Origin of the sequence: Amycolatopsis sp. CA-128772 (assembly GCF_002904295.1) — a bacterium.
Lineage (GTDB): Bacteria > Actinomycetota > Actinomycetes > Mycobacteriales > Pseudonocardiaceae > Amycolatopsis.
The window spans coordinates 72882-94919 of sequence record NZ_PPHG01000013.1; the positions used below are offsets into that span (position 1 = coordinate 72882).

The following is a 22038-nucleotide window of genomic DNA, read 5'->3' on the forward strand; positions in this document are numbered from 1 at the left end:
CGAAATCCGCGAGACCGGGCGGCGGCCCGTCGATTAGCGTGGGCAGCCGTGACGTGGAGCGTGTACGGGAGTTACCTGGTCATCGTGGTCCTGATCGTGCTGGCGCCGGGCCCCGACACGATGGTGATGCTGAAGAACGCGCTGTCCGGCGGCTTCCGCGGCGGGCTGCTCGCGTCGCTGGGCATCTTCACCGGCAACGCCGTACAGGGCAGCGCCGCGGCGCTCGGCCTCGGCGTGCTGATCGCGCGGTCGCAGCCGGTGTTCCTCGCGCTCAAGTGGGCCGGCGCGGCCTACCTCGTCTTCCTGGGCTTCCAGGCGCTGCGCGGGGCGTTCCGCGGCCGCTACGAGGTCGTCGAGCAGGCCCAGCGCCGCCGCGGCGGCGGGTTCCGGCGGTTCCGCGAAGGCTTCCTCTCCAACATCACCAACCCGAAGGTGCTCGTGCTGTACCTGTCGGTGCTGCCGCAGTTCCTCGACCCGGTCCGCACGACGACGTGGGACGCGCTCCTGCTGGCGTACACCGTCGCCGTGCTCGGTGTGCTGTGGCTGCTGGTGCTGCTGCTGTTCGTGCGCCGCGTGCGCGCGTGGCTGGAGCGCCGCCGGGTCCGCCGCGCCCTCGACGGCGTGACCGGCACGGCCCTCCTCGGCTTCGGCGCGGCGCTCGCCCTGGAGTCCTGATGACGTGGAGCACGTACGCGGCGTTCACCGCGATGATGGCGTTCCTGGCGATGATGCCCGGCCCGGACACGATGATCGTGCTGAAGAACGCTCTGACCGGCGGCGCCCGCGGCGGCGCCTGGGCGTGCGCGGGCATCACGGTGGCGAACTTCCTCCAGGGCACGGCGGCGGCCCTCGGCCTGGGCGCGGTCGTCACGCGGTCGCAGCCGGTGTTCGAGACGGTGAAGTGGGCGGGTGCGGCGTACCTGGTGTACCTGGGCGTCCAGGCCCTGCGCGGCGCGTGGCGTGGCGACTACGACGCCCTGGACGACGTCCGTCGCGCCCGCGCGACCCGGAGCCGCCGGTTCCGGGAGGGGTTCCTCTCCAACATCACCAACCCCAAGGTGATCGTGCTGTATCTGTCGGTGCTGCCGCAGTTCCTGACGCCGGGCGTGACCGGCCAGGGTGACGCGCTGCTGCTGGCGTACACGGTCGCGGCGCTGGGCGTGCTGTGGCAGGTGCTGCTGCTGCTCTTCGTGCACCGGGTCCGCGGGTGGCTGGAGCGGCGCCGGGTCCGCCGGGTGGTGGACGGCGCGACCGGCACCGCCCTCGTCGGCTTCGGCGCCGCACTCGCCCTCGAAGGCTAGAGCGTCCGGTCCAGCCAGTCGTAGATCCGGCCCGCCGCGAGCCGCTGCGCGCCGACGTGGCAGTGCGCGTCCGCACCCTCCTCCGCGGTGAACGTCAGCAGCGTCTTCGGCGCTTCCAGGTGCGCGTACAACCGCCGGGGCTCAGTCTCCTGCGTGCCGCCGAAGAACAGGTCGTCCGCCGCTTCGCACACCAGGACCGGGCACGTGATCTTCTCCGCCACTCCCCCGTCCAGCGTGTACTCCAGGTACCTGGCGACGAACTCCCGGTCCGTCGCCGCGCCGAGCACGTAACGGCCGTGGTCGCACGCCCAGCGCAACGTCGGGCTCGCCTGCCGGCCCGCGGCGAGCAGCGCGTCGAACTCCTCGTCGTGCTCGGCCTGCGCACGGCGCGCGATCTCCTCGCGCGACCACGGCAGCGCCGACGTCACCGCGGCACCCGCGTCGTACACGCCGTCCACCGCGACGACCGCGGCCAGCCGGCTTTCGAACGCCGCCGCGCGCGGGGCGAGCATGCCGCCCAGGCTCACGCCGAGCAGGGCGATCCGCGCCGGGTCGACGCCGTCGAGCGCGAGAGCGAAGTCCACCACCGGCGTGACGACGTGCTCCCAGTCCGGGCGGAACACAAGCTTCTCCCGCCGGACCGCGCTCGGCTGGCCGGGCCCGTCGAACGTCAGCACGTGGTAGCCGCGCTCCACGCCGGCCGCCGCGCCCATGTAGTGCAGCTCCTCGGCGCTGCCGTCGAAACCGTTGTGCATGATCAGCAGCGGCTTCGGTCCCGTACCGGGCGCGCGGTAGAAGTACCCGCGCAGAACCGTTCCCTCGTAGAGGATTTCGACCGGCTCTGCGACCCCCGCGCGCCGGAAGCACTCGACGCTGCGGTCGTACGCCGCCGCGATCCGCGGGTCCGCCGGGTCGCCGTGCAGAAAGAACTCCGACGAGAAGTAGTACGTCGACGCGCGCAGCAGGAGGTCCCGCGCGGTCACCGGGCCCGCGTCGGCCGCTTCGGCGTACAGCCGGTCGGCGAGGGCGCGGTAGGCGTCGTGCCAGCTGTCGTAGTCGCCGGCCGGCACCGCCGACGCGGCGGCGAGGACCTCCCCGAAGTCGGATCCGCCGTAGGCCGCGTGGCCGAACAGGCGCAGGGTCTCGAACCAGAACTGCACGTCGTCTTCGAACATCAGCTGCTTCATCGGATTTCCTCCTGGGCGAAGGTGGCGAACGAGCGGGCGGGCCGGCCGGTGATCCGCTCGACGGCCGGGGTGACGCGGTCTTCGGAGCCGCGCCGGATGTCGTCGTCCAGCGCGGCCAGCACGCGGGCGAACCCGGCGGGGAGCCCGGCCGTGGTCAGCCGGGCGGCGAACTCCGCGACCGGGACGGGACGGTGCCGTACCGTCCTGCCGACGCGGGCGGAAACGATCGCCGCGGCTTCGGCGTAGCTGAGGGCGGCCGGGCCGGTCAGGACGTGTTCGGTGTTGTGCGGCGCCGCGTCGGTCAGGGCGCGGACGGCGACCGCGGCGATGTCGCCGGCGTCGACGAAGGCGACCCGCGCGTCACCCGTGGCCGTGACGATCTCGCCGTCCCGGACACCCTGGGCGACGAGGTGCTCGCCGGTGAAGTTCTGCATGAACCACGACGGCTTCAGCACCGCCCACTCCGGCGCCGCGCGCACCAGCCGCTGCAGCTCGCCCAAGCCCGGGGTGTCCGGCGTGACCGCCGACGAGCTCAGCAGGACGACCCGGCGGACCCCGGCGGCCCCCGCGTCGCCGAGGAACGGCTCCACCAGGCGCGCGGGCTCGGCGTCGCCGATCGGCGGCAGCAGGTACACCGCCGACACCCCGCGCAGCGCGCCGGCGTGGGTGGCGCGGTCGGCCCAGTCGAACCGGACCTGGCCGCTTTCGGCCGGCTTGCGCGTCGCCGCCCGCGTGGTGACGCCGTCCGCGCGCAGGCCCGCGACGACCCGGCGGCCGGTCGTGCCGGTGCCGCCGAGGACCAGGACGTCAGCCACCGAACGCCGCCGTCAGCTCGCCGGCGCCGCCCAGGACCTCCGCCGCGGCCAGCGGGCTCCAGTAGTCGCGGTAGGTGCGGATCTCGCCGTTGTCCACGGTGATCACCGCGATGTACGACAGCTCGTACGGCCGCTGCGTGGCCACCACGACGCCGGCGACGGTGAACTCGGCGACGACCACGGCCGGATCGGTGGTTTCGTGCACGGTCTTCGCCGTGACCGCCCGGATGTCCAGCAGGTTCGGGTAGTCGCGCAGGTAGTCGCGGATCGCGTCGCGCCCCTCGACGCGCTTCGGGTAGCCGGGGCCGGCGAACGGGAACTCGAGGACGCCGTCCTCGGCCCAGAGCCCGGCGAACCCGGCCATGTCGTGCTCGAGCAGCAACTCGAGCGCGTGCTCGACGAAGTCGCGCATCGCAGCCTCCTCCAACGTTTGGACGGTACGGTACCGTCCCGACGCCACTATAGACGGGACGGTACCGTCTCGTCCACCCGCTACACTGCGCTCATGGCACGCACCCCGACCGGCGCCGCGGTCCTCCAGCCCGAGGTCACGCAGGCCATCACCGATGCCGTCATGTGGGAACTCGCCGAGCAGGGCTACGGCCGGCTTTCGATGGAAGCGGTGGCGAAACGCGCCGGCGTGAGCAAGAGCGCGGTGTACCGGCGGTGGTCGTCGAAGGCCTACATGATCGCCTCGGTGGTGACGGAGTTCAGCGTCACCCGCGCGGCCGACGTGAACACCGGTTCACTGCGCGGCGACCTGCGCGAGACGATGCAGGCCCTGATCGACTGGCTCACCCACCCGCTGTTCTCGCGGATCCTCCCGGACCTGGTCGCGGAGGACGCCCGCAACCCGGGCTACGGCGACGGCTTGCGCGGCGCCATCGGCGGCCCCCGCCGCGAGGTCGGCGAGACGATGCTGCGCCGCGCGATCGCGCGCGGCGAGCTGCCGGAGGACCTCGACATGGAACTGGCGCTCGACGTCCTGGCGGCGCCGATCTACTGGCGCCTGGTGGTCCGGCAGGCCGAGGCGGAACCGGACTACGTGGACCGGCTGGTGGCCTACGCCCTGCGCGCGCTGGGCGCGCAGGGCGGGTGACTCACTTGCGGTCAGGATCGCCCGCGACGCGCTTGATGTTCGCGCCCAGGCGGTTGAGGTTCTCGACGAAGTGCGGGTAGCCGCGGTCGATGTGGAAGACGTCCCAGACCTCGGTGACGCCGTCCGCGCACAGGCCCGCGAGCACCAGCCCGGCCCCGGCGCGGATGTCCGACGCCCAGACCGGCGCGCTCGACAGCTTCTCGACGCCGCGGACCACCGCGTGGTGCCCGTCCGTGCGCGCGTCGCCCGACAACCTGACCATCTCTTCGATGAACCGGAACCGCGCCTCGTAGACGTTCTCCGTGATCATCGACGTGCCTTCCGACACCGCCGACAGCGCCACCGCGAACGGCTGCAGGTCGGTCGCGAAGCCGGGGTACGGCAGCGTCACCCAGTCGACCGCCTTCGGGCGCTCCGGCTGGACCACGCGGAAACCTTTGTCGCCGAACGTTTCCACGTCCGCGCCGGCCAGCTGCAGCTTGTTCAGCACCAGGTCGAGGTGGTGCGGGTTGACCCCGCGCACGGTGATGTCGCCGCGGGTCATCGAAGCGGCGAACGCCCAGGTCGCCCCGACGATCCGGTCGCCGATCACGCTGTGCGTCGTCGGGTGCAGCTGCTCCACGCCGTGCACCGTCAGCGTCGAGGTCCCGGCGCCTTCGATCTTCGCGCCCATCTCTACGAGCATCGTGCAGATGTCGACGATCTCGGGCTCGCGCGCGCAGTTGTCGATGACCGTGGTGCCCTCGGCCAGCACGGCCGCCATCAGGATGTTCTCGGTCGCGCCGACGCTCGGGAAGTCCAGCCAGATCTGCGCGCCGACCAGCGTCTCGGCCTTCGCGACGACGCAGCCGTGCTCGATGGTGCTCGTCGCGCCCAGCTTGCGCAGGCCGTTCTGGTGCATGTCCAGCGGGCGCGAACCGATCGCGTCGCCGCCCGGCAGCGCCACGACGGCCTGCTTCAGCCGGCCGACCAGCGGCCCCAGCACGCAGACGGACGCGCGCAGCTTGCCCATCGCCGCCGAGTCGGCGCGGTGCGACAGCTCGGCCGGCGTCGTGATGGTGGCGGTGTCGCCCTCGATGACGACCTCGCAGCCGACGCTCCGCAGCACGTCGCCCATCAGCGGGACGTCGAGGATCTGCGGGCAGTTCGTGATGGTCGTGGTGCCCTCCGCGAGGAGGGCGGCGGCCATCAGCTTCAGCACGCTGTTCTTGGCGCCGACCACGTCGACCTCGCCGACCAGCCGCGCTCCGCCATGCACGTCGAAGTGCTCGCTCATGGCCGCCAATCATGCCCTCTCGCCCGGATTCGGCCCGGGCGGGGGCCGCTATGGTGGGTTCATGGTCGTTCGCATCAACCGCGTCTACACGAAGGTCGGCGACAACGGCACGACCGCGCTCGGCGACGGGTCCCGCGTGCCCAAAACCTCGGCCCGCCTGGGCGCGTACGCGGACACCGACGAGACGAACTCGGTTCTCGGCCTGGCGATCGCGGTCGGCGCCCTGCCGGCCGAGGTGACGGACGTGCTGCGCACGATCCAGAACGACCTCTTCGACGTCGGCGCGGACCTCTGCCTGCCGATTTCCGACGACCCGCCGTACCCGCCGCTGCGCATCACCGAGAAGTACGTCGAGCGCCTGGAAGGCTGGTGCGACGAGTTCAACGAGCGCCTGCCGAAGCTGACGTCGTTCATCCTGCCGGGCGGCACGCCGGGAGCGGCGTTCCTGCACCAGGCGCGCACGGTCTCGCGGCGCGCAGAGCGCTCGGCGTGGGCGTTGCACGAGGCGGAGCCGGAGACGACGAACCCGGTGGCGATCAAGTACCTCAACCGGCTCTCGGACCTGCTGTTCATCCTCGCCCGGCTGGCCAACCCGGACGGCGACGTCCTGTGGCAGCCGGGCGGGCAGCCCTAGATCCCCCAGCTCTCGCGCAGGGTCCCCAGCGCCTGGTGGAAGCCGGGGAAGGTCTTCTTCACGCAGTCCGGGTCGTCCAGCGTGATGCCGTCGACCAGCAGGCCCGTGATGCTGAACGCCATCGCGATCCGGTGGTCGCGGCGGCACGTCACCAGGGTGCCCGTCGGCTCGCCCGGCCGGATCTCGATCCAGTCGCGGCCCGTCTCGACCTCGACGCCCATCGCGCGCAGGTTCTCCTCGCACGCGTCGAGCCGGTCGCACTCCTTGATGCGCGTGTTGTAGACGTCCTCGATGCGGACCGGGCCGGAGGCGAACGGCGCGATCGCCGCCAGCGTCGGGACCGTGTCCGAGATGTCGCGCATGTTCACCGTGACGCCGCGCAGGCGGTCCGACGGCCCCGCGACCGTCACCGAGTCCGGCGTCAGCTCCACGTGCGCGCCCATCTCGCGCAGCACGTCGGCGAACTTGACGTCCCCTTGCAGGGCGTCGAAGCCGAGGCCCGGGATGGTCACCGTGCGGCCGGTGACGGCCGCCGCGGCCAGGAAGTAGCTCGCCGTCGACGCGTCCGGCTCCACCGGGTACTCGCACGCGCGGTACGGCTGCGCCGGGACCACGAACGTCGGCCCTTCGCGGCGGACGTCGACGCCGAAGCGGCGCATCATTTCCAGCGTGATCTCGACGTACGGCACCGAGACGAGGTCGGTCACCGTGATCCGCAGACCCTCCGCGGTCAGCGGCCCGACCAGCAGCAACGCCGTCAGGAACTGCGACGACAGCCCCGCGTCGAGGGTCAGCTCACCGCCCTTGATGCCGTTCGCGCGGACCGTCAGCGGGTGGTGGCCCGGCTCGCCGCCGAACTCGAGGTCGACGCCCAGTTCCTGCAGGGCGTCGGTCAGCGGGCCCAGCGGACGGCGGCGCATCTGGCCGGACGCGTCGAAGGCGAACGTCCCGGTGCCGGCCGCGGCCAGCGCGGGCAGGAACCGGGCCGTCGTGGCGCCGTCGCGGCAGAAGACCTCGGCCGACGCGACGCCCGGGCCCGCCGGGCGGCCTTCGATGGTCCACGCCTCCGGCTGCCGGTCGACGCGGTAACCGAGCTTGACCAGGCCCTCGGCGAAGCCCTCGGTGTCGTCCGAGTGCAGCGGACGGCCGAGGACGGTGGTGCCGTGCGCGGCGGCGGCCAGGAACAGGCCACGGGCGGTGACGGACTTGGAGCCGGGGATCTCGACGAGGGTCACACCGCGAGTTTAGTGCGGCGAAATCTCGGCCATCGGGCCCCAGTCGGAGGCGTCCTGGACGTTGATGATGCGCGGGTTGTCGGAGAGGTGGGCCCCCAGCGTCGCCACGGCCGTCTTGAAGTGCTCCGAGCCGACGTGCGCGACCGCCGCGTCCTGGCCTTCGAAGCCCTCGACCAGCACGTATGTGTTCTTGTCGTCGACGCTGCGGGACCACTCGAAGAACTTGTTGCCCGCCTCGGCGCGGGTGCTGCGCGTGAAGTCCCCGACGATGTCGAGCCACGAATCCGCGTACTCGGGCTTCACCGGCCACTTGACCACGATGAGAATCATGGCCTCCACGGTAGGCCCGTGAGGCGCCGCCGGCCGTCTCGGAATGAGACAGCTACGAGGCGCGCGGGAGGCGCCGTCCGGGCGGGGCGGACTCGAGCCAGGAGAGGAAGCCGGTCAACGCGCCTGGGCCCATGGCGATCTCGATCGCCTCCTGGGTCTCCGACTCGCACCGCAGGACCGTCGAGCCCTCGGGCACGGCGTAGGCCTCGGTGCCGGACGGGTCGCGCCGGTCGGCGATCTGCATGCTTTCGCGCTGGAAGACGCGGTCCGGGCCGGTCCGCAGGCTCCACACCCGGTACCAGACGAACTCGTCGCCCTCGTAGCGGCCCAGCCCCAGGTGCCAGCTGGACCGCGGGTTGTCCGGACGCCACCGCAGCGCGACGCTCACGCCGCCGCCGCGGCGCATCCGGATCCACCGCTGGCCGTACCAGGCGGCCAGCACGGCGAGCACGACCGGGAGCCCGACTGCCACCACGGTGATCTCCACGGCCCCGGCTCCTGCCCGTCTCGCGCTCAGGCCGACTGACCCGCCGCGCGGAGCTGGGCCGAGGCCCTCGCCCGCTCGGTCTCGTCGTCGCCGCTCAATGCCGCCTTCGCCGCTTCGACGTCGATTTCGTCGGAAAGCTCGGCGCTCTCGGCGAGGATGCTCACCCCGGTGCCGGTGACGGAGAGGAATCCGCCGTGCACGGCCGCGCAGACCGTCTCACCGTCGGTGGTCGTCACCTTGACCACGCCACCCTCGACCAGCTGTCCGAGCACGGGTTCGTGACCGGCCATGATGCCGATCTCACCCTCGGTGGTCTGGGCCACCACGAAAGTGGCGGTACCCGACCAGAGACGGCGCTCTACGGCCACCAGCTCCACGGACATCTCAGCCACGTAGCACTCCTTCGCTCGGGGTGTTACCACCGAGTGTAATAGGTATGTCTGAAGCTATGAGAACGGCGGGGGCCCGGGTCCATAGTGGACACTGCCCCCGCCGTCGTCAGGAACTCACTTCTTGGTGATTTCCTTGTACTTCTTTTCGAGGTCTTCGAGGCCACCGATACCCAGGAACGCCTGCTCCGGGTAGTGGTCGAAGTCGCCCTTGGCGATGCGGTCGAACGACTCGATGGTCTCCGACAGCGGCACCGTCGAGCCCGGGATCTGCGTGAACGCCTCGGCGACCAGCATGTTCTGCGACAGGAACCGCTCGATGCGGCGCGCGCGCTGAACGGTCAGCTTGTCCTCTTCCGAGAGCTCGTCCATACCGAGGATCGCGATGATGTCCTGCAGCTCCTTGTACTTCTGCAGGATCCGGATGACCTCGGAGGCGACCCGGTAGTGGTCCTCACCGACGATGGCCGGGTCGAGGATCGTCGAAGTCGACGCCAGGGGGTCCACCGCCGGGAAGATGCCCTTCTGGAACACCGACCGGGAGAGCTCGGTGGTGGCGTCCAGGTGGGCGAACGTCGCGGCCGGGGCCGGGTCGGTGTAGTCGTCCGCGGGGACGTAGATCGCCTGCATCGAGGTGATCGAGCGACCCCGGGTCGAGGTGATCCGCTCCTGCAGCTGACCCATCTCGTCGGCCAGCGTCGGCTGGTAACCCACGGCGGACGGCATGCGGCCCAGCAGGGTCGACACCTCCGAGCCGGCCTGGGTGAACCGGAAGATGTTGTCGATGAACAGCAGCACGTCCTGGTTCTGGACGTCGCGGAAGTACTCCGCCATGGTCAGCGCGGACAGCGCGACCCGCATGCGGGTGCCCGGCGGTTCGTCCATCTGGCCGAAGATGAGGGCGGTGTCGTTGATGACGCCGTCCTCGGACATCTCCAGGAAGAGGTCGTTGCCCTCACGGGTGCGCTCGCCGACGCCGGCGAACACCGAGGTACCACCGAAGTTCCGGGCGACGCGGGTGATCATCTCCTTGATGAGCACCGTCTTGCCCACGCCGGCGCCGCCGAACAGGCCGATCTTGCCACCCTGGACGTACGGGGTCAGCAGGTCGACGACCTTGAGGCCGGTCTCCAGCATCTCGGTCTTGCCCTCGAGCTGGTCGAAGGACGGCGCGTTGCGGTGGATGCCCCAGCGCTCGAGGTCCTCGCCGTAGCCGGGCTCGTCGAGGCACTCGCCGAGGGCGTTGTAGACGTGGCCCTTGACCTTGTCGCCGACCGGGACGGTGATCGGGCCGCCGGTGTCGGTGACCTCCGCGCCGCGCACCAGGCCGTCCTGCGGCTGCAGGGAGATGGTGCGGACGAGGTTGTCACCCAGGTGGCTGGCGACCTCGAGGGTCACCGTCTTGCGCAGCTGCTCGAACTCGATCTCGACCTTGAGCGCGTTGAACTGGTCGGGCACGGAACCGCGCGGGAACTCGACGTCGACGACCGGACCGGTCACCGACACGATGCGCCCCTTGGCGCGCGGGGCTTCAGTACTGGTCATCAATCATCACTTCCTGCTGCGGTGAGCGCGTTTGCGCCACCGACGATTTCGGAGATCTCCTGGGTGATCTGCGCCTGGCGGGCCTGGTTCATCTCCCGGGTCAGGTTGCCGACCAGTTCGTTCGCGTTGTCCGACGCCGACTTCATCGCCGTCCGGCGGGCGGCCAGCTCCGAAGCCGCCGCCTCCAGCAGCGCCGCGTAGATGCGCGTGTTGATGTACTTCGGCAGCAGGGAGTCCAGCAGCTTGTCGGCACTCGGCTCGAACTCGTAGCTGGGGAGCAGCTCGCCGGGCTCCGGCTTGCGCTCCTCCTCACCGTCGGTGTACTCGACCTCGAGCGGCGCGACGCGCTTGGCGGTCGGCCGCTGGGTCAGCATCGACACGAACTCGGTGTAGACGATGTGGATCTCGTCGACACCCGTGATGCCGTCGGCGTTGCCGTGCTCGTCGTCGGCACCCTGCATGAACGACTCGACCAGGGTCTCGCCGGCCGACACCGCATCGGCGTAACCCGGCTGGTCGGAGAAACCCGTCCAGCTGTCCTCGACCGGGCGGTCGCGGAACCGGTAGTAGTTCAGCCCCTTGTTCCCGGTGACGTAGACCTGCGGCTCCTTGCCCTCGTCACGGAGGAGGGAGAGCAGCTCTTCGGTCGCGCGCAGCACGTTGGAGTTGTACCCACCGCACTGGCCCTTGTCACTGGTCACGACCAGGACGGCGGCCCGCTTCGGGTTCGGGCGCTCGACCAGCAGCGGGTGGTCGAGGTTGGCCGCCGCACCGGCCAGCGCCGAGAGCACCTTGGTGATCTCGTCCGCGTACGGCCGGGAAGCGGCGACCTTCGCCCGCGCCTTCGTGATGCGCGCGGTGGCGATGAGCTCCATCGCCTTGGTGATCTTGCCGATCGACTTGGTCGCCTTGATGCGCGACCGGAGTTCCCGGAGTTGTGCGGCCATGAGCTATCAGCTCACTTCTTCGGGGCGGGCTTGTTGACCTTGACGGTCTCGTGCCCGACCTTGTCGGAGTCCATCGCGTCGGCGTCCGCCTCGACCAGGGACGTGCCCTCGGACGTGGTGAACTCCTTCTTGAACTCGTTCACCGCGGCGACCAGCTTGTCGGCCGTCTCGTCCTCGAACTTCCCGGAGTCGCGGATCGCGCCCAGGATGTCCGAGTGCTTGCGGCGGGCCGAGTCGAGGAACTCGAGGTTGAAGCGGCGGACGTCCTCGACCGGGACCGAGTCGTAGTGGCCGTTCGTGCCCAGCCACACCGTGCAGACCTGCTCCTCGACCGGGATCGGCGAGTACTGCGGCTGCTTGAGCACCTCGTACAGGCGGGCACCGCGCTCGAGCTGCGCCTTCGAGGCGTCGTCGAGGTCCGAGGCGAAGGCCGCGAAGGCCTCCAGCTCGCGGTACTGCGAGAGGTCGATCCGGAGCGAACCGGAGACCGACTTCATCGCCTTGACCTGCGCGGCACCACCCACGCGGGAGACCGAGATACCCACGTCGATGGCCGGGCGCTGACCGGCGTTGAACAGGTCCGACTGGAAGAAGCACTGACCGTCGGTGATCGAGATGACGTTGGTCGGGATGTAGGCCGACACGTCGTTCGCCTTGGTCTCGATGATCGGGAGACCGGTCAGCGAGCCGGCGCCCAGCTCGTCCGACAGCTTCGCGCAACGCTCCAGCAGGCGGGAGTGCAAGTAGAAGACGTCGCCGGGGAACGCTTCGCGGCCCGGCGGGCGGCGCAGCAGCAGCGAAATCGCGCGGTAGGCGTCGGCCTGCTTGGTCAGGTCGTCGAACACGATGAGGACGTGCTTGCCCTCGTACATCCAGTGCTGGCCGATGGCCGAGCCGGTGTACGGCGCGATCCACTTGAAGCCGGCCGAGTCGGACGCGGGGGCCGCGACGATCGTCGTGTACTCCAGCGCGCCGGCGTCCTCGAGGGACTTCTTCACGGCGGCGATCGTGGAGCCCTTCTGGCCGACCGCGACGTAGATGCAGCGGACCTGCTTCTTCGGGTCGCCGGTCTCCCAGTTGGCCTTCTGGTTGATGATCGTGTCCACGGCGACGGCGGTCTTGCCCGTCTTGCGGTCACCGATGATCAGCTGGCGCTGGCCGCGGCCGATCGGCGTCATCGCGTCGATGGCGGTGATGCCGGTCTGCAGCGGCTCCGACACCGGCTGGCGCTCGACCACCGAGGCGGCCTTGAGCTCCAGGGCGCGGCGGTCGGTGGTCTCGATGTCGCCGAGACCGTCGATGGCCTGGCCCAGCGGGTTGACGACGCGGCCGAGGTAGCCGTCACCGACCGGCACCGACAGGACCTGGCCGGTGCGCTTGACCTGCTGGCCCTCTTCGATGCTTTCGAAGTCGCCGAGGATCGCGGCACCGATGGAGCGCGCGTCCAGGTTCAGGGCGACGCCCAGGACGCCGCCGGGGAACTCGAGCAGCTCGTTGGCCATGGCCGAGGGCAGGCCCTCGACGTGGGCGATGCCGTCGCCGGCGTCCACCACGGTGCCAACTTCTTCCCGGCTCACGTCCGGGGCGTAACTCGAGATGTAGTTCTCGATCGCGCTACGGATCTCATCCGAGGAGATCGTCAGCTCGGCCATGTCTTTCCCGCTCTCGCTTCGTTCTTGCCAGTATGCAAAGTCTTGGGTGACCCGGCGCTATGCCCGGGACAGCCGCCTGCGCAGGGCCGCCAGCTGACCCGCCGCGCTCCCGTCGATGACCTCGTCGCCGACGCGGACGACGAGCCCGCCGCCGAGCCGGGGGTCGACCTCGACGTGCAGCGCGATCGGCCGCCCGTAGATGTCGTCGAGCTTCGCGCCCAGCTGCGCGACCTGCTCGTCGGACAGGGCGTTCGCGCTGGTCACGTAGGCCACCGAGCGCTGACGCCGCTCCGCGGCCAGCTTGACCAGCTTGTCGAGCCCGATGCCGACGCCGCGGCCCTTGGCCCGGCGCACGACCTGCTCGACGAGGGTCTCGGTGACCACGTCCACCTTGTCGGCGAACAGCCCGCGCACCAGCGTGCGCTTCGCGTCGGCGGAACCGGTCAGGTCCGACAGCGCCTTCTCGAGCTCCGGGTGGTTGGCCACGACCCGCGCGACCTGGAAGAGCTGGGATTCGACGGTGTCGACGTTCCCGGTCTTCTCCGCGGAGGTGAGCAGGGCCGAGCGCCCGAGCGACTCGAGCCCGTCGGTCAGCTCACGGGGGCTGGACCAGCGGCTGCCCGCCACGGCGTCGAGCACCTTCAGGGCCGGTTCGGACAGCTTGCCGTCGAACAGCCGGCGCACCAGCGCGGTGCGCGCCTCCGGCGTCGCCGAGGCGTCGCTCACCGCCCGGCGCAGGCCGATCTCCCGGTCCAGCAGGTCGACGACCGAGAGCAGCTCGTCGCCGACCGTGGCCGCGTCGGCTCCCGCGTCGGCCAGAACCTCGCCGAGGCGTTCCTCGGCGAGGCCGAGCGCTTCACGGCTCGCAGCATGCAGCGTCATTCCGGTTACTTCCCCGCTCCGTTGGAGGCACCGGTGGTCTCCAGCTCCGCGAGGAACCGGTCGACGGTGCCACGGCGGCGCACCTCGTCCTCGAGCGACTCGCCGACGATCCGGCTGGCCAGCTCGACGGCGTTGCGGCCCATGTCGGCCCGCAGCTCGGCGATGATCTGCGCCTTCTGGGCCTGCAGCTGAGCCTGGCCCTGGGCGACGATGCGCTGGGACTCGGCCTCGGCCTCGGCCCGCAGCTCCGCCTTGATCTGCTCGGCTTCGAGCCGGGCGTCGTCGCGGATCTTCGCGGCTTCGGTGCGGGCCTCCCTGAGCTGCGCCTGGTACTTCGCCAGCGCCTCCTCGGCCTCGGCCTGGGCCTTTTCCGCCTTCTCGATGCCGCCTTCGATCATCTTGGCGCGCTCTTCGTACGCCGCTTCGAACCGCGGGACGACGTACTTCTTGAGGACGAACAGCAGGATGAGGAAGGCGACGAGCCCGAGGATGACCTCGGGAATGTGCGGGATGATCGGGTTGGGCGCCTCTTCGGCGGCCAACACCAGGTCCGTCTTCAGCACAACGTCTCCTTAAGCGATGAGCTAACCGAACTCAGGCGGCGGAGGCGATGAAGTAGATGACGATGCCGATCAGGGCGAGGACCTCGGTCAGCACGAAGGTCGAGAAGCCGATGCCCTGCAGCTTGCCCTGCGCCTCCGGCTGACGCGCGGTGCCGTTGATGACGGCGGCGAAGATCAGACCCACACCGATGCCCGGGCCGATCGCGCCCAGGCCGTAACCGATGGCGGCGAGACCGGGGTTGATGTTGACGGCCTGCTCCGCGGCCTGGGCCAGAACGATGTTGCTCACGTGCGTTTCCCTTCACTTCGGTCCACGCGCTCGCGTGGATCGGGGGCTTGTGTTTCTCAGTGCTCCGACGCCAGCGCGGCGCCGATGTACCCGGCCGACAGCAGGGCGAAGATGAAGGCCTGCAGCACCTGGATGAAGGCCTCGAGGAAGGTCATCAGGATGGCGAAGATGAACGCCACCGGCGAAACCAGCTTCAGGCCGAAGCCGTCGGTCTCCGTCAGCAGGAAGCTGCCGCCGAGCGTGAACACCATGATGATGAGGTGCCCGGCGAACATCGCGGAGAAGACTCGGATGGCCAGCGTGGCCGGCGCGATGAAGAACTTCTGCGCGAACTCGATGGTCGAGTACAGCGGCAGCACGAACCCGGGGATGCCCGGCGGCGCCAGCTCCTTCTTCAGGTAGTGCCCGAGGCCGTGGCGCTTGATGCCGACGTAGTGGTACACCGGATAAACGACCAGGACGGACAGCGCGAGCGGGAAGCCGATCCGCGCCATCGTCGGGAACTGGAAGAACGGGATGATCCCGAACAGGTTGTTCACCAGCACGAAGATGAACAGGCCGAGCACCAGCGGGATGAACGGCTTGAAGTCCTTCGAGCCGATCTGCTCCCGCGCGATGTTGTTGCGGCCGAAGTTGTAGATCGATTCGGCGACGAACTGTCCCTTGCCGGGGACGACCTTCAGCTTCCGGGACGCCAGCATGAAGTAGGCGACGATGATGACCAGCGAGATCACCACGAGCAGCATCGGCTTGGTGAAGCTGCCCCAGTACCCGGAGCCGAAGAGAGGCGGCAGGTTGAAGTCCGCCACACCGGGGGGCGTGAAAGTGCCACCCTCGGTCAGTACCAGCGCGCCCACTGGGCTCCTTCCGGTTCTCCCGGCCGGCGTTCACTCCGCCGGGGGAATCGTCACGATCTGGACTTAACGTACCCGATACGTATCGGGACGCCGGAGGCGGCTACCCCACGGTTCGCAGAACACACCTTCACGTTCTGCACACGGGGTTGTCTCGCGTGAACACTGCCCTGCGGTCTACTCCGGACCAGCGGCACGGGGGCGGAACCAGTCGGTCGCCACACTGCTGATCGCGGTTCGTCCAAGGGAGCGCGCGGCCGAGGCCGCCACCCTTGACGCGGACCATACCAGCAGGTCAATCCGTGCCGTACAGCCGTACTCCATCCCCACCGATCAGCCCAGGACTTAGGTCCCGGGTCGACCCGGGACCCAGGTCCGGCGCGGGCCGGGACCGGCTCCGGATCACCGCAGGCGAGGGGTCCCGGTCACTGTCCGCAGTCCGCACGAAAACGCACCCTTGTGACCCCGGTCACACTCAAGCGGCCGCAGGCGGGTGCACGAAGAGTAACGGAAGCTCGCGGCAAAACGGACCGCGTCAGGACGGGATGATCGTCGGGATCTTGGTCTTGCGGAACGCGGCGAACTCGGCCGCGGCGGCGAGCAGGATGGCGACGATCATCGTGATGCCGAGCGACATCGGGTGCAGTGCGGTGACGCCCTTCAGCAGCGTCAGCGCCCCGAAGAGCAGGACGACCTTCACGACGTACCCGCCGAGCGCGATGACCATGACGAACATCGGGTCCTGGCCGGCGCTGAACTTCATCATGCCCAGCGTGGACAGCGACGCCAGCATCGCGAGCACGCCGCCGACCAGCGAGCCCAGGAATCCGGGCAGGCCGTTGAGGATGCTGAACAAGGCGATGCAGACGATCACCGCGGGCGGGGTCACCAGCAGCGAAGCCTTCGTCATCGCGCGGGCGGCCTGCAGCACCACCGCGGCGTGCGGGTTCTCCTGCTCGGACGTTTCGGATTCGCTCACACTGGCTCCCTGCTCGGTTCGCCACCGAGTGTAGAGAACACCGCTGGTCAGGTTCCGGGCTGGTTGCGCGAGCGCAGCCGCGGCACGATCGAAACGGCCACCGCGAACAGCAGCCCGACGCCGATGATCCAGAGCGCCGCGGCGTCGTCGAACAGCGTCACCGACACCGCGCCGAAGGCGAGGATCCCGGCCCACAAGTAGATCAGCAGGACCGCCCGCCGCTGGGAATGGCCGATCTCCAGCAGCCGGTGGTGCAGGTGCATCTTGTCGGCCGCGAACGGGCTTTCGCCGCGCCGGGTCCGCCGGACGACCGCCATGATCAGGTCCAGCATCGGCACGAACAGCACCGCCGCGACGACGACCAGCGGCGACAGCAGCGCGATCGCGTCCTTGCCGCTGAACTGCGGGTACGGCACGCGGCCGGAGGCCGACGTCGTCGCGCCCGCGAGCATCAGGCCGATCATCATCGACCCGGAGTCGCCCATGAAGATCTTCGCGGGCTGGAAGTTGTACGGCAGGAAACCCAGACAGGCACCGGCGAGGGTGGCGGCGATCAGCGCGGGCGGGTAGGTGCCGACGTCACCGCCGGAGCTGTCGAGCAGCCCGAGGGAGAACGCGCAGGTGGCGGCGGCCGCGATGAAGCCGAGGCCGCCGGCCAGCCCGTCGAGGCCGTCGACGAAGTTCATCGCGTTGACCATCACCACGACCATCACGACGGTGAGCAGCGCACCCTGGTTCTTGTCGAGCACCAGCACCGAGCCGAACGAGCCGCCGGTGCCGCCCCACGGCACCCAGAACGACACCCACTGCACGCCGAAGATGACCAGGATCCCGGCGCACATCACCTGGCCGGCGAGCTTCGTCCAGGCGTCCAGCTCGAACCGGTCGTCGAGCGCGCCGATCAGCGAGATGACCCCGGCGGCGAGCAGCACGCCGACCGAGTCGAAGGAGGCGTCGAAGCCGTGCGACAGCGCGGGCAGCTGGTGGGCCAGGCCCATCGCGCCGGCGACGCCGAGGAAGATGCCGACCCCGCCCATCCGCGGGATCGGCGCCACGTGCACGTCGCGAGCACGCGGGTTGGCGATCGCCCCGACCCGGATCGCGATCCGGCGCACGACACCGGTGAGCAGGTAGGTCACGGCCGTCGCGGTCAGCGCGACGAGGATGTATTCCCGGATGGGGAGGAGACCGGATGTGGGCGGCACGGGTGCGTCACGCTCGCGGGGTCGGGGTCACCCGCGACACGCTATCGTGCCGCGGATCCACCCGTGATCCGGCTTCAGGCCAACGATTCCGCGGGTACACCGAGCACCTCCGCGATGGCGTCCTTGCCGACCGCGCCCTCGCGCAGCACGACCGGTTCGGCGCCGGTGAGGTCCACGATGCTCGACGCGACGGGCGCGCCGCTCGACCCGCCGTCGAGGTACACCGCGACGGAGTCGCCGAGCTGTTCCTGCGCTTCCTGCGCGGTGCTGGCGGGCGGCCGTCCGGAGACGTTCGCGCTGGAGACGGCCATCGGGCCGACGTCGCGCAGCAGTTCCAGGGCCACCGGGTGCAGCGGCATCCGGAGCATCACGGTGCCGCGGGCGTCGCCGAGGTTCCACTGCAGGCTCGGCGCGTGCGGCAGCACGATGGAGAGGTCCCCGGGCCAGAAGGCTTCGATGAGCGCCCGTGCCTGCGGCGGCACCCCGAGCACCAGACCGTCCACAGTGGACCATGAGCCGACGAGCACGCCGACCGGCATGTCCGGGCCGCGGTTCTTCGCGCGCAGCAGCGCCTGGACGGCGCCCGCGTCGAAGGCGTCGGCACCGATGCCGTAGACCGTGTCGGTCGGCAGGACGACCAGCCTGCTCGAACGCACCGCACCCGCCGCCGCGGCCAGCCCGTCGGCCCGGGTCTCCCGCTTGCTGCAGTCGTAGACCACGCTCATGGGCGCCAAGGGTAGTCCGGCCGTCCGCGGGGACGTTCGCCGCGTCACACCGGCCCGGGAGCGCGTGTCTCTATCGGTGATAGGGACGCGCGCGGCGCGCAGCCCGGCCGCCCCCGACCGGCAGCCGGGATGTTTCCCGATCACCGATAGGGACAGCGCGGCTCGCAGCGCCGCAACGGCCAGACTTTCGTCGTGGGGCAAGCGGGTGGACCTCGCCGCGAGGCGGAACCGGGACAGCGCGGCTCAATACGGTCGATCTTCGGGAACCACCAACCCCCGTGGGTTCCCAGCGAAGGAGCCGCAAATGCGTTCCAGAATCCCGAAGGCGCTCGTCCTGCTCGCCGCGGTCGCCGTCCTGACCGGGCTCGGCACGGGCACGGCCGCGGCGGAGCCGCTCACCCGTGGCTGGCCCGCCCCGATCGACGCCGCGCACTGGGAAAACCAGGACCACATGACCTGGTCCGACTACCGCAAGGTCCCCGGCACGAACTGGGCCGACCCCACCCTCAAGCCGACCCAGCGCACCTTCAAGGGCGCCGTCGTCCTCGCCGACTACCCGGACCAGGACTTCGTCGTCACCCGCCCGGCCCGTTCGACCGTCTTCGGCAACCCCGCGCCCACCGCGGCCGACATCCCGCGGACCCAGGTCGCGCAGTACTACCAGGACTTCCTCAACAAGCCCGAGGCGCTCAACAACGGCCACACGATCAACGAGTACTGGATGGAGGACTCCGGCGGCCGGTTCGGCGTGCAGCTGACCGCGTTCGGGCCGTACCGGATGCCCGGCAAGTCCTACGAGTACGGCATGGAGTTCCAGCCGAGCGCCTGCCCGCCCGGCGCGGACTGCAGCCGTGACCTCCGCAAGGACGCCGGCGACGCCTGGCGCGCCGACGTCGGCGACACCGCGAAGCAGTTCGACTTCGTCTTCTACCTCTCCGCCGGCCAGGACGAGAGCTCGACCTGGCAGGAGTTCGGCGAGATGAAGTTCGGCACGAAGGAGAACGTGCCCGACAGCTTCGGGCCGCCGAACCACGACCTGCCCAACTACGCGGCGACGCGGTACGTGCCGTGGACGTCGTGGGCGTCGGCCGCCAGCATCTGGCCGAACGCCCAGGACGGCAGCTCGGTGCAGGCCGAGAGCTCCGGGCAGTCGACCTACGCCCACGAGTTCAGCCACATCCTGGGCATCGGCGACAACTACAACAACCCGTTCGGCGTCCCGCCGTCACGCAGCTACAGCGGCCCGTGGGACATGCTGTCGCGCGGGACGTTCAACGGCCCGGGCGGCCCGCACACCCGCTGGCAGATCCCGGCGACGCAGGGCAGTTCGATGGGCGCGCAGCACCAGCTGCGCAACAAGCTGAAGCTCGGCATCGTCGACCCCGCCGACGTCCTGCAGCTGGACCGCACCGAGCTGGCGTCGACCGGCCCGGTGTCGGCGCGGTTGACCGCGCGCGAGACCGAGGCGCAGCCGGGCGCGTTCACCGGCCTGAACATCAAGCTCACCGGTGGCGACAAGGCCCCGAAGTGCGACCGTTCGCAGGACCCGTTCTGCGACGGCGGCGGCTACGACAACTACACGGTCGAGGTCGTCGACCGGATGGGCGCGGACTCCTTCGCCCCTGATTCGGGCGTGCTGATCACGAAGACGAAGAACAAGGACAACGCCCCGTTCGACTGGGTGATCGACGCCAACCCGCAGGACATCGGCATCACGGACTACACGAAGCCGGACGGCACCCCGGTGAAGATCACCATCGGTGACTACCGCCAGCTCAACGACGCCCTGTTCAAGGCGGGCACGGAGGCGGCGAGCCCGTACGAATACACGGACGAGGCCAACCGCCTGCACTTCCTGATCACGGACCTGGCCCGCGACCGCACCGGCGTCCTGTCGTACACGGTGACGGTGGCTTCCCTGGACGGCGCGGGCAGCCAGCTCCGCGGCGCGGCCCTGACACCGGCGTGGCCGGCGTTCGCCCGCGGCGGCCTGGCCACGTGCGACTTCGGCCTGTTCAACACGGGCGCGGCGCGCGGAGCAAAGGCACCGTACGACACGGACACGTACCGCTTGAGCGTGTCGACGGACGCACGCGGCTGGGAGGTCCGCTTGCCGAACGAGCTGGCCACGGCCAAGTTCGGCGGCCACCTGAAGGTCCCCGCGTACGCCAAGCGCAGCCAGGGCGGCGACCTGACGGCCCGGGTGAAGCTGACGGCGACATCGGTGAGCGACCCGTCGAAGACGGCGACGGCGAGCTGCACGGCCTTCGGCTTCTGAGCCGTGACGCCGGGGGCTGCTGCCGCGGCGGCAGCCCCCGGCGGTCGTTGAGGTCCCCTGCGGGCCGCTCAGCCCAGCCGGCGAGCCGTCACGAACCGCGCCCGGCCCGTCAGGTCCGCGTGGTCCTCCACCCCCGTCAACACCCGCCGGGCCCGTACCAGGGCCGGGACCGCCGAGCCATGGGTGTCGTCGTGCTCGATGGCCAGGCCGCCGCCCGGTCTGAGGAGCCGTGCTCCCGCCGCGATCGCGTGGCGGATCACCGCCAGGCCGCTCTCCTCCGCGAACACCGCCCGCGGCGGGTCGTGCTCCGCCACCTCCGGGGGCACCGGGGTGCCTTCCGGGACGTACGGGGGGTTGCACAGGACCAGGTCGACCAGGCCGTCGAGCTCCGCGAACATCGTCGGGTCGCCGATGTCGCCCGAGTACAGGCGGATCGGGGTGTGGCCGGCGTCCGCGTGGACGTCCGCGTTGTGGCGGGCCCAGGCCAGGGCCTGCGGGTCGATGTCCACCGCGTACACCACCGCGTCCGGCCGGGCGTGGGCCACCGCCAGTGCCAGCGCGCCCGATCCGGTGCACAGGTCCACCACCACCGGGAACTCGCGGCCCTGCAGGAACTTGACGCCCCACTCGAGCAGCAGCTCCGTCTCCGGCCGGGGGACGAACACCCCCGCGCCGACCGCCACCGTGATCTCGCCCAGGGCCGCCCAGCCGGTCAGGTACTGCAGGGGGATGCGCTTCGCGCGCTGCTGGACGAGCTGGCCGATGGCCTCGATCACCGGCGGGTCGACCAGCGGCACCATCGGCAGCCGGCCGCGTTCGACGCCGAGCACGTGCGCCGCGATCACCTCGGCGTCGAACCGCGGCGAGGCGACGCCCGCCCGCTCGAGGATCCGGGTGGCCTCGATGATGGCCAGGCGCAGCGGCTGCCGATTCACTCGTCGTCCTTCACCTCGTCAAGCCTGGCACACCAGGCGGAACTCCCCCGTGAGGACACGCGCCGGTCCTACGCCGTCCAGCGTATCGAGGCACCGGCACGTCCCGGCGGACAAGTACCCGGCGGCCGGCGAACAGCCGCGAAACACCGGTCACGGCCAGAATGGCACCGCCGTCGCGTGATTCCGCGCGGATATCCTGGTGGACGCCGTCGCGGGTCCCCCGGGATGCCCTCGACGCCGACCTCCGGGAGCGCCAGTGCCGATCGAGCCGACCACGCGCCGCCGGGTCGCGTTCGTCTTCCCCATCCACGACGAGGAAGCGAACATCGACCTGCTGCACAAGACCGTCGACGAGGTCACCGCACCGCTGGCCGGCCGCTACGACTTCAGCTTCCTCTACGTCGACGACGGCAGCCGCGACGGCTCCCTGG

The 22038-nt window shown here is 70.4% G+C and carries 24 protein-coding genes; 5 read left to right on the forward strand and 19 right to left on the reverse strand.

All coding sequences use genetic code 11. The annotated features are described in order from the left end of the window. Window positions 1-48: 48 nt before the first annotated feature. Together C2L59_RS05280 and C2L59_RS05285 are read left to right on the forward strand one after the other, a co-directional pair. Window positions 49-675 carry a LysE family translocator gene (locus tag C2L59_RS05280; RefSeq protein ID WP_103348377.1) on the forward strand — a complete coding sequence of 209 codons (627 nt, stop codon included), beginning with the start codon at window positions 49-51 and terminating at the stop codon, window positions 673-675. Beyond that, the gene (locus C2L59_RS05285) at window positions 675-1301 is read left to right on the forward strand and encodes a LysE family translocator (protein ID WP_103348378.1); all 627 of its coding nucleotides are present in this window, start codon (window positions 675-677) and stop codon (window positions 1299-1301) included. The genes C2L59_RS05280 and C2L59_RS05285 overlap by 1 nt, the downstream gene beginning before the upstream one ends. Here the strand turns inward: C2L59_RS05285 and C2L59_RS05290 are convergent. The 3 genes from C2L59_RS05290 to C2L59_RS05300 are packed head-to-tail and all read right to left on the reverse strand — an operon-like array spanning window position 1298 to window position 3730. Then, window positions 1298-2488: a S9 family peptidase gene (locus C2L59_RS05290; RefSeq protein WP_103348379.1), complete on the reverse strand. Its 1191-nt coding sequence runs from the start codon at window positions 2486-2488 to the stop codon at window positions 1298-1300. The genes C2L59_RS05285 and C2L59_RS05290 overlap by 4 nt on opposite strands. Continuing rightward, window positions 2485-3303, reverse strand: a complete 819-nt coding sequence (locus C2L59_RS05295; protein ID WP_103348380.1) for an NmrA family NAD(P)-binding protein — start codon at window positions 3301-3303, stop codon at window positions 2485-2487. Before C2L59_RS05295 ends, C2L59_RS05290 begins: the two co-directional genes overlap by 4 nt. Next, window positions 3296-3730 (reverse strand): nuclear transport factor 2 family protein, encoded by a 435-nt coding sequence (locus C2L59_RS05300; protein WP_255410240.1) that lies wholly within the window; start codon window positions 3728-3730, stop codon window positions 3296-3298. The genes C2L59_RS05295 and C2L59_RS05300 overlap by 8 nt, the downstream gene beginning before the upstream one ends. 78 nt (window positions 3731-3808) lie before the next feature. Here C2L59_RS05300 and C2L59_RS05305 point away from each other — a divergent pair, with 78 nt between their 5' ends. Then, on the forward strand, window positions 3809-4402 hold the full coding sequence (locus tag C2L59_RS05305) for a TetR/AcrR family transcriptional regulator (protein ID WP_103348382.1): 594 nt from the start codon (window positions 3809-3811) through the stop codon (window positions 4400-4402). Between the two features lies 1 nt (window position 4403). On the opposite strand, the gene murA is transcribed toward C2L59_RS05305, so the two are convergent. After that, window positions 4404-5678 carry a UDP-N-acetylglucosamine 1-carboxyvinyltransferase gene (gene murA, locus C2L59_RS05310; RefSeq protein WP_103348383.1) on the reverse strand — a complete coding sequence of 425 codons (1275 nt, stop codon included), beginning with the start codon at window positions 5676-5678 and terminating at the stop codon, window positions 4404-4406. Window positions 5679-5739: 61 nt separating this feature from the next. On the opposite strand from murA, the gene C2L59_RS05315 reads away from it, so the two are divergent. Further along, window positions 5740-6312 (forward strand): cob(I)yrinic acid a,c-diamide adenosyltransferase, encoded by a 573-nt coding sequence (locus C2L59_RS05315; protein WP_103348384.1) that lies wholly within the window; start codon window positions 5740-5742, stop codon window positions 6310-6312. Here the strand turns inward: C2L59_RS05315 and aroA are convergent. The 14 genes from aroA to C2L59_RS05385 all read right to left on the reverse strand — a co-directional run bounded on the left by aroA (window position 6309) and on the right by C2L59_RS05385 (window position 18394). Then, window positions 6309-7547 carry a 3-phosphoshikimate 1-carboxyvinyltransferase gene (aroA, locus tag C2L59_RS05320; protein WP_103348385.1) on the reverse strand — a complete coding sequence of 413 codons (1239 nt, stop codon included), beginning with the start codon at window positions 7545-7547 and terminating at the stop codon, window positions 6309-6311. The two genes, C2L59_RS05315 and aroA, sit on opposite strands and share 4 nt — an antisense overlap. A 9-nt stretch (window positions 7548-7556) precedes the next feature. Next, window positions 7557-7877, reverse strand: a complete 321-nt coding sequence (locus C2L59_RS05325) for a putative quinol monooxygenase (RefSeq protein ID WP_103348386.1) — start codon at window positions 7875-7877, stop codon at window positions 7557-7559. 52 nt (window positions 7878-7929) lie between these two features. Beyond that, entirely contained in the window at window positions 7930-8364 is a 435-nt protein-coding gene (locus C2L59_RS05330) for a DUF2550 domain-containing protein (protein ID WP_103348387.1), read from the reverse strand. A 26-nt stretch (window positions 8365-8390) separates the two neighbouring features. Continuing rightward, the gene (locus tag C2L59_RS05335; RefSeq protein ID WP_103348388.1) at window positions 8391-8756 is read right to left on the reverse strand and encodes a F0F1 ATP synthase subunit epsilon; all 366 of its coding nucleotides are present in this window, start codon (window positions 8754-8756) and stop codon (window positions 8391-8393) included. A gap of 114 nt (window positions 8757-8870) precedes the next feature. Further along, on the reverse strand, window positions 8871-10298 hold the full coding sequence (gene atpD / locus C2L59_RS05340) for a F0F1 ATP synthase subunit beta (protein WP_103348389.1): 1428 nt from the start codon (window positions 10296-10298) through the stop codon (window positions 8871-8873). Further along, window positions 10298-11245, reverse strand: coding sequence for a F0F1 ATP synthase subunit gamma (locus C2L59_RS05345; protein ID WP_103348390.1), 948 nt, complete (start codon window positions 11243-11245; stop codon window positions 10298-10300). The genes atpD and C2L59_RS05345 overlap by 1 nt, the downstream gene beginning before the upstream one ends. Before the next feature lie 11 nt (window positions 11246-11256). After that, the gene (gene atpA, locus C2L59_RS05350) at window positions 11257-12897 is read right to left on the reverse strand and encodes a F0F1 ATP synthase subunit alpha (RefSeq protein WP_103348391.1); all 1641 of its coding nucleotides are present in this window, start codon (window positions 12895-12897) and stop codon (window positions 11257-11259) included. Between the two features lie 57 nt (window positions 12898-12954). Then, the gene (locus C2L59_RS05355) at window positions 12955-13779 is read right to left on the reverse strand and encodes a F0F1 ATP synthase subunit delta (RefSeq protein ID WP_103348392.1); all 825 of its coding nucleotides are present in this window, start codon (window positions 13777-13779) and stop codon (window positions 12955-12957) included. 5 nt (window positions 13780-13784) lie between these two features. Then, window positions 13785-14342 carry a F0F1 ATP synthase subunit B gene (locus tag C2L59_RS05360; RefSeq protein WP_103348393.1) on the reverse strand — a complete coding sequence of 186 codons (558 nt, stop codon included), beginning with the start codon at window positions 14340-14342 and terminating at the stop codon, window positions 13785-13787. A gap of 31 nt (window positions 14343-14373) precedes the next feature. Further along, a complete protein-coding gene (locus tag C2L59_RS05365; protein ID WP_026468506.1) occupies window positions 14374-14631 on the reverse strand; it encodes an ATP F0F1 synthase subunit C in 258 nt (85 codons plus the stop codon). A 56-nt stretch (window positions 14632-14687) separates the two neighbouring features. Then, window positions 14688-15488: a F0F1 ATP synthase subunit A gene (gene atpB, locus C2L59_RS05370; RefSeq protein WP_103348394.1), complete on the reverse strand. Its 801-nt coding sequence runs from the start codon at window positions 15486-15488 to the stop codon at window positions 14688-14690. Between the two features lie 532 nt (window positions 15489-16020). Next, window positions 16021-16464 (reverse strand): hypothetical protein, encoded by a 444-nt coding sequence (locus C2L59_RS05375; protein WP_103348395.1) that lies wholly within the window; start codon window positions 16462-16464, stop codon window positions 16021-16023. 47 nt (window positions 16465-16511) lie between these two features. Then, window positions 16512-17669, reverse strand: a complete 1158-nt coding sequence (locus tag C2L59_RS05380; protein ID WP_103348396.1) for a glycosyltransferase family 4 protein — start codon at window positions 17667-17669, stop codon at window positions 16512-16514. Window positions 17670-17743: 74 nt separating this feature from the next. Then, entirely contained in the window at window positions 17744-18394 is a 651-nt protein-coding gene (locus C2L59_RS05385; RefSeq protein WP_103348397.1) for an L-threonylcarbamoyladenylate synthase, read from the reverse strand. Between the two features lie 304 nt (window positions 18395-18698). On the opposite strand from C2L59_RS05385, the gene C2L59_RS05390 reads away from it, so the two are divergent. Continuing rightward, the gene (locus tag C2L59_RS05390; RefSeq protein WP_103348398.1) at window positions 18699-20672 is read left to right on the forward strand and encodes a M6 family metalloprotease domain-containing protein; all 1974 of its coding nucleotides are present in this window, start codon (window positions 18699-18701) and stop codon (window positions 20670-20672) included. A gap of 68 nt (window positions 20673-20740) precedes the next feature. On the opposite strand, the gene prmC is transcribed toward C2L59_RS05390, so the two are convergent. Beyond that, a complete protein-coding gene (prmC, locus tag C2L59_RS05395) occupies window positions 20741-21607 on the reverse strand; it encodes a peptide chain release factor N(5)-glutamine methyltransferase (RefSeq protein ID WP_103348399.1) in 867 nt (288 codons plus the stop codon). Window positions 21608-22038 lie beyond the last annotated feature (431 nt).

Coding starts and splice junctions, on each gene's coding strand:
- C2L59_RS05290 (WP_103348379.1), bottom strand. CDS start 2,488: ATGAAGCAGCTGATGTTCGAAGACGACGTGCAGTTCTGGTTCGAGACC.
- C2L59_RS05355 (WP_103348392.1), bottom strand. CDS start 13,779: ATGACGCTGCATGCTGCGAGCCGTGAAGCGCTCGGCCTCGCCGAGGAA.
- C2L59_RS05345 (WP_103348390.1), bottom strand. CDS start 11,245: ATGGCCGCACAACTCCGGGAACTCCGGTCGCGCATCAAGGCGACCAAG.
- atpA (WP_103348391.1), bottom strand. CDS start 12,897: ATGGCCGAGCTGACGATCTCCTCGGATGAGATCCGTAGCGCGATCGAG.
- C2L59_RS05325 (WP_103348386.1), bottom strand. CDS start 7,877: ATGATTCTCATCGTGGTCAAGTGGCCGGTGAAGCCCGAGTACGCGGAT.
- C2L59_RS05285 (WP_103348378.1), top strand. CDS start 675: ATGACGTGGAGCACGTACGCGGCGTTCACCGCGATGATGGCGTTCCTG.
- C2L59_RS05315 (WP_103348384.1), top strand. CDS start 5,740: ATGGTCGTTCGCATCAACCGCGTCTACACGAAGGTCGGCGACAACGGC.
- C2L59_RS05390 (WP_103348398.1), top strand. CDS start 18,699: ATGCGTTCCAGAATCCCGAAGGCGCTCGTCCTGCTCGCCGCGGTCGCC.
- atpD (WP_103348389.1), bottom strand. CDS start 10,298: ATGACCAGTACTGAAGCCCCGCGCGCCAAGGGGCGCATCGTGTCGGTG.
- murA (WP_103348383.1), bottom strand. CDS start 5,678: ATGAGCGAGCACTTCGACGTGCATGGCGGAGCGCGGCTGGTCGGCGAG.
- C2L59_RS05385 (WP_103348397.1), bottom strand. CDS start 18,394: ATGAGCGTGGTCTACGACTGCAGCAAGCGGGAGACCCGGGCCGACGGG.
- C2L59_RS05305 (WP_103348382.1), top strand. CDS start 3,809: ATGGCACGCACCCCGACCGGCGCCGCGGTCCTCCAGCCCGAGGTCACG.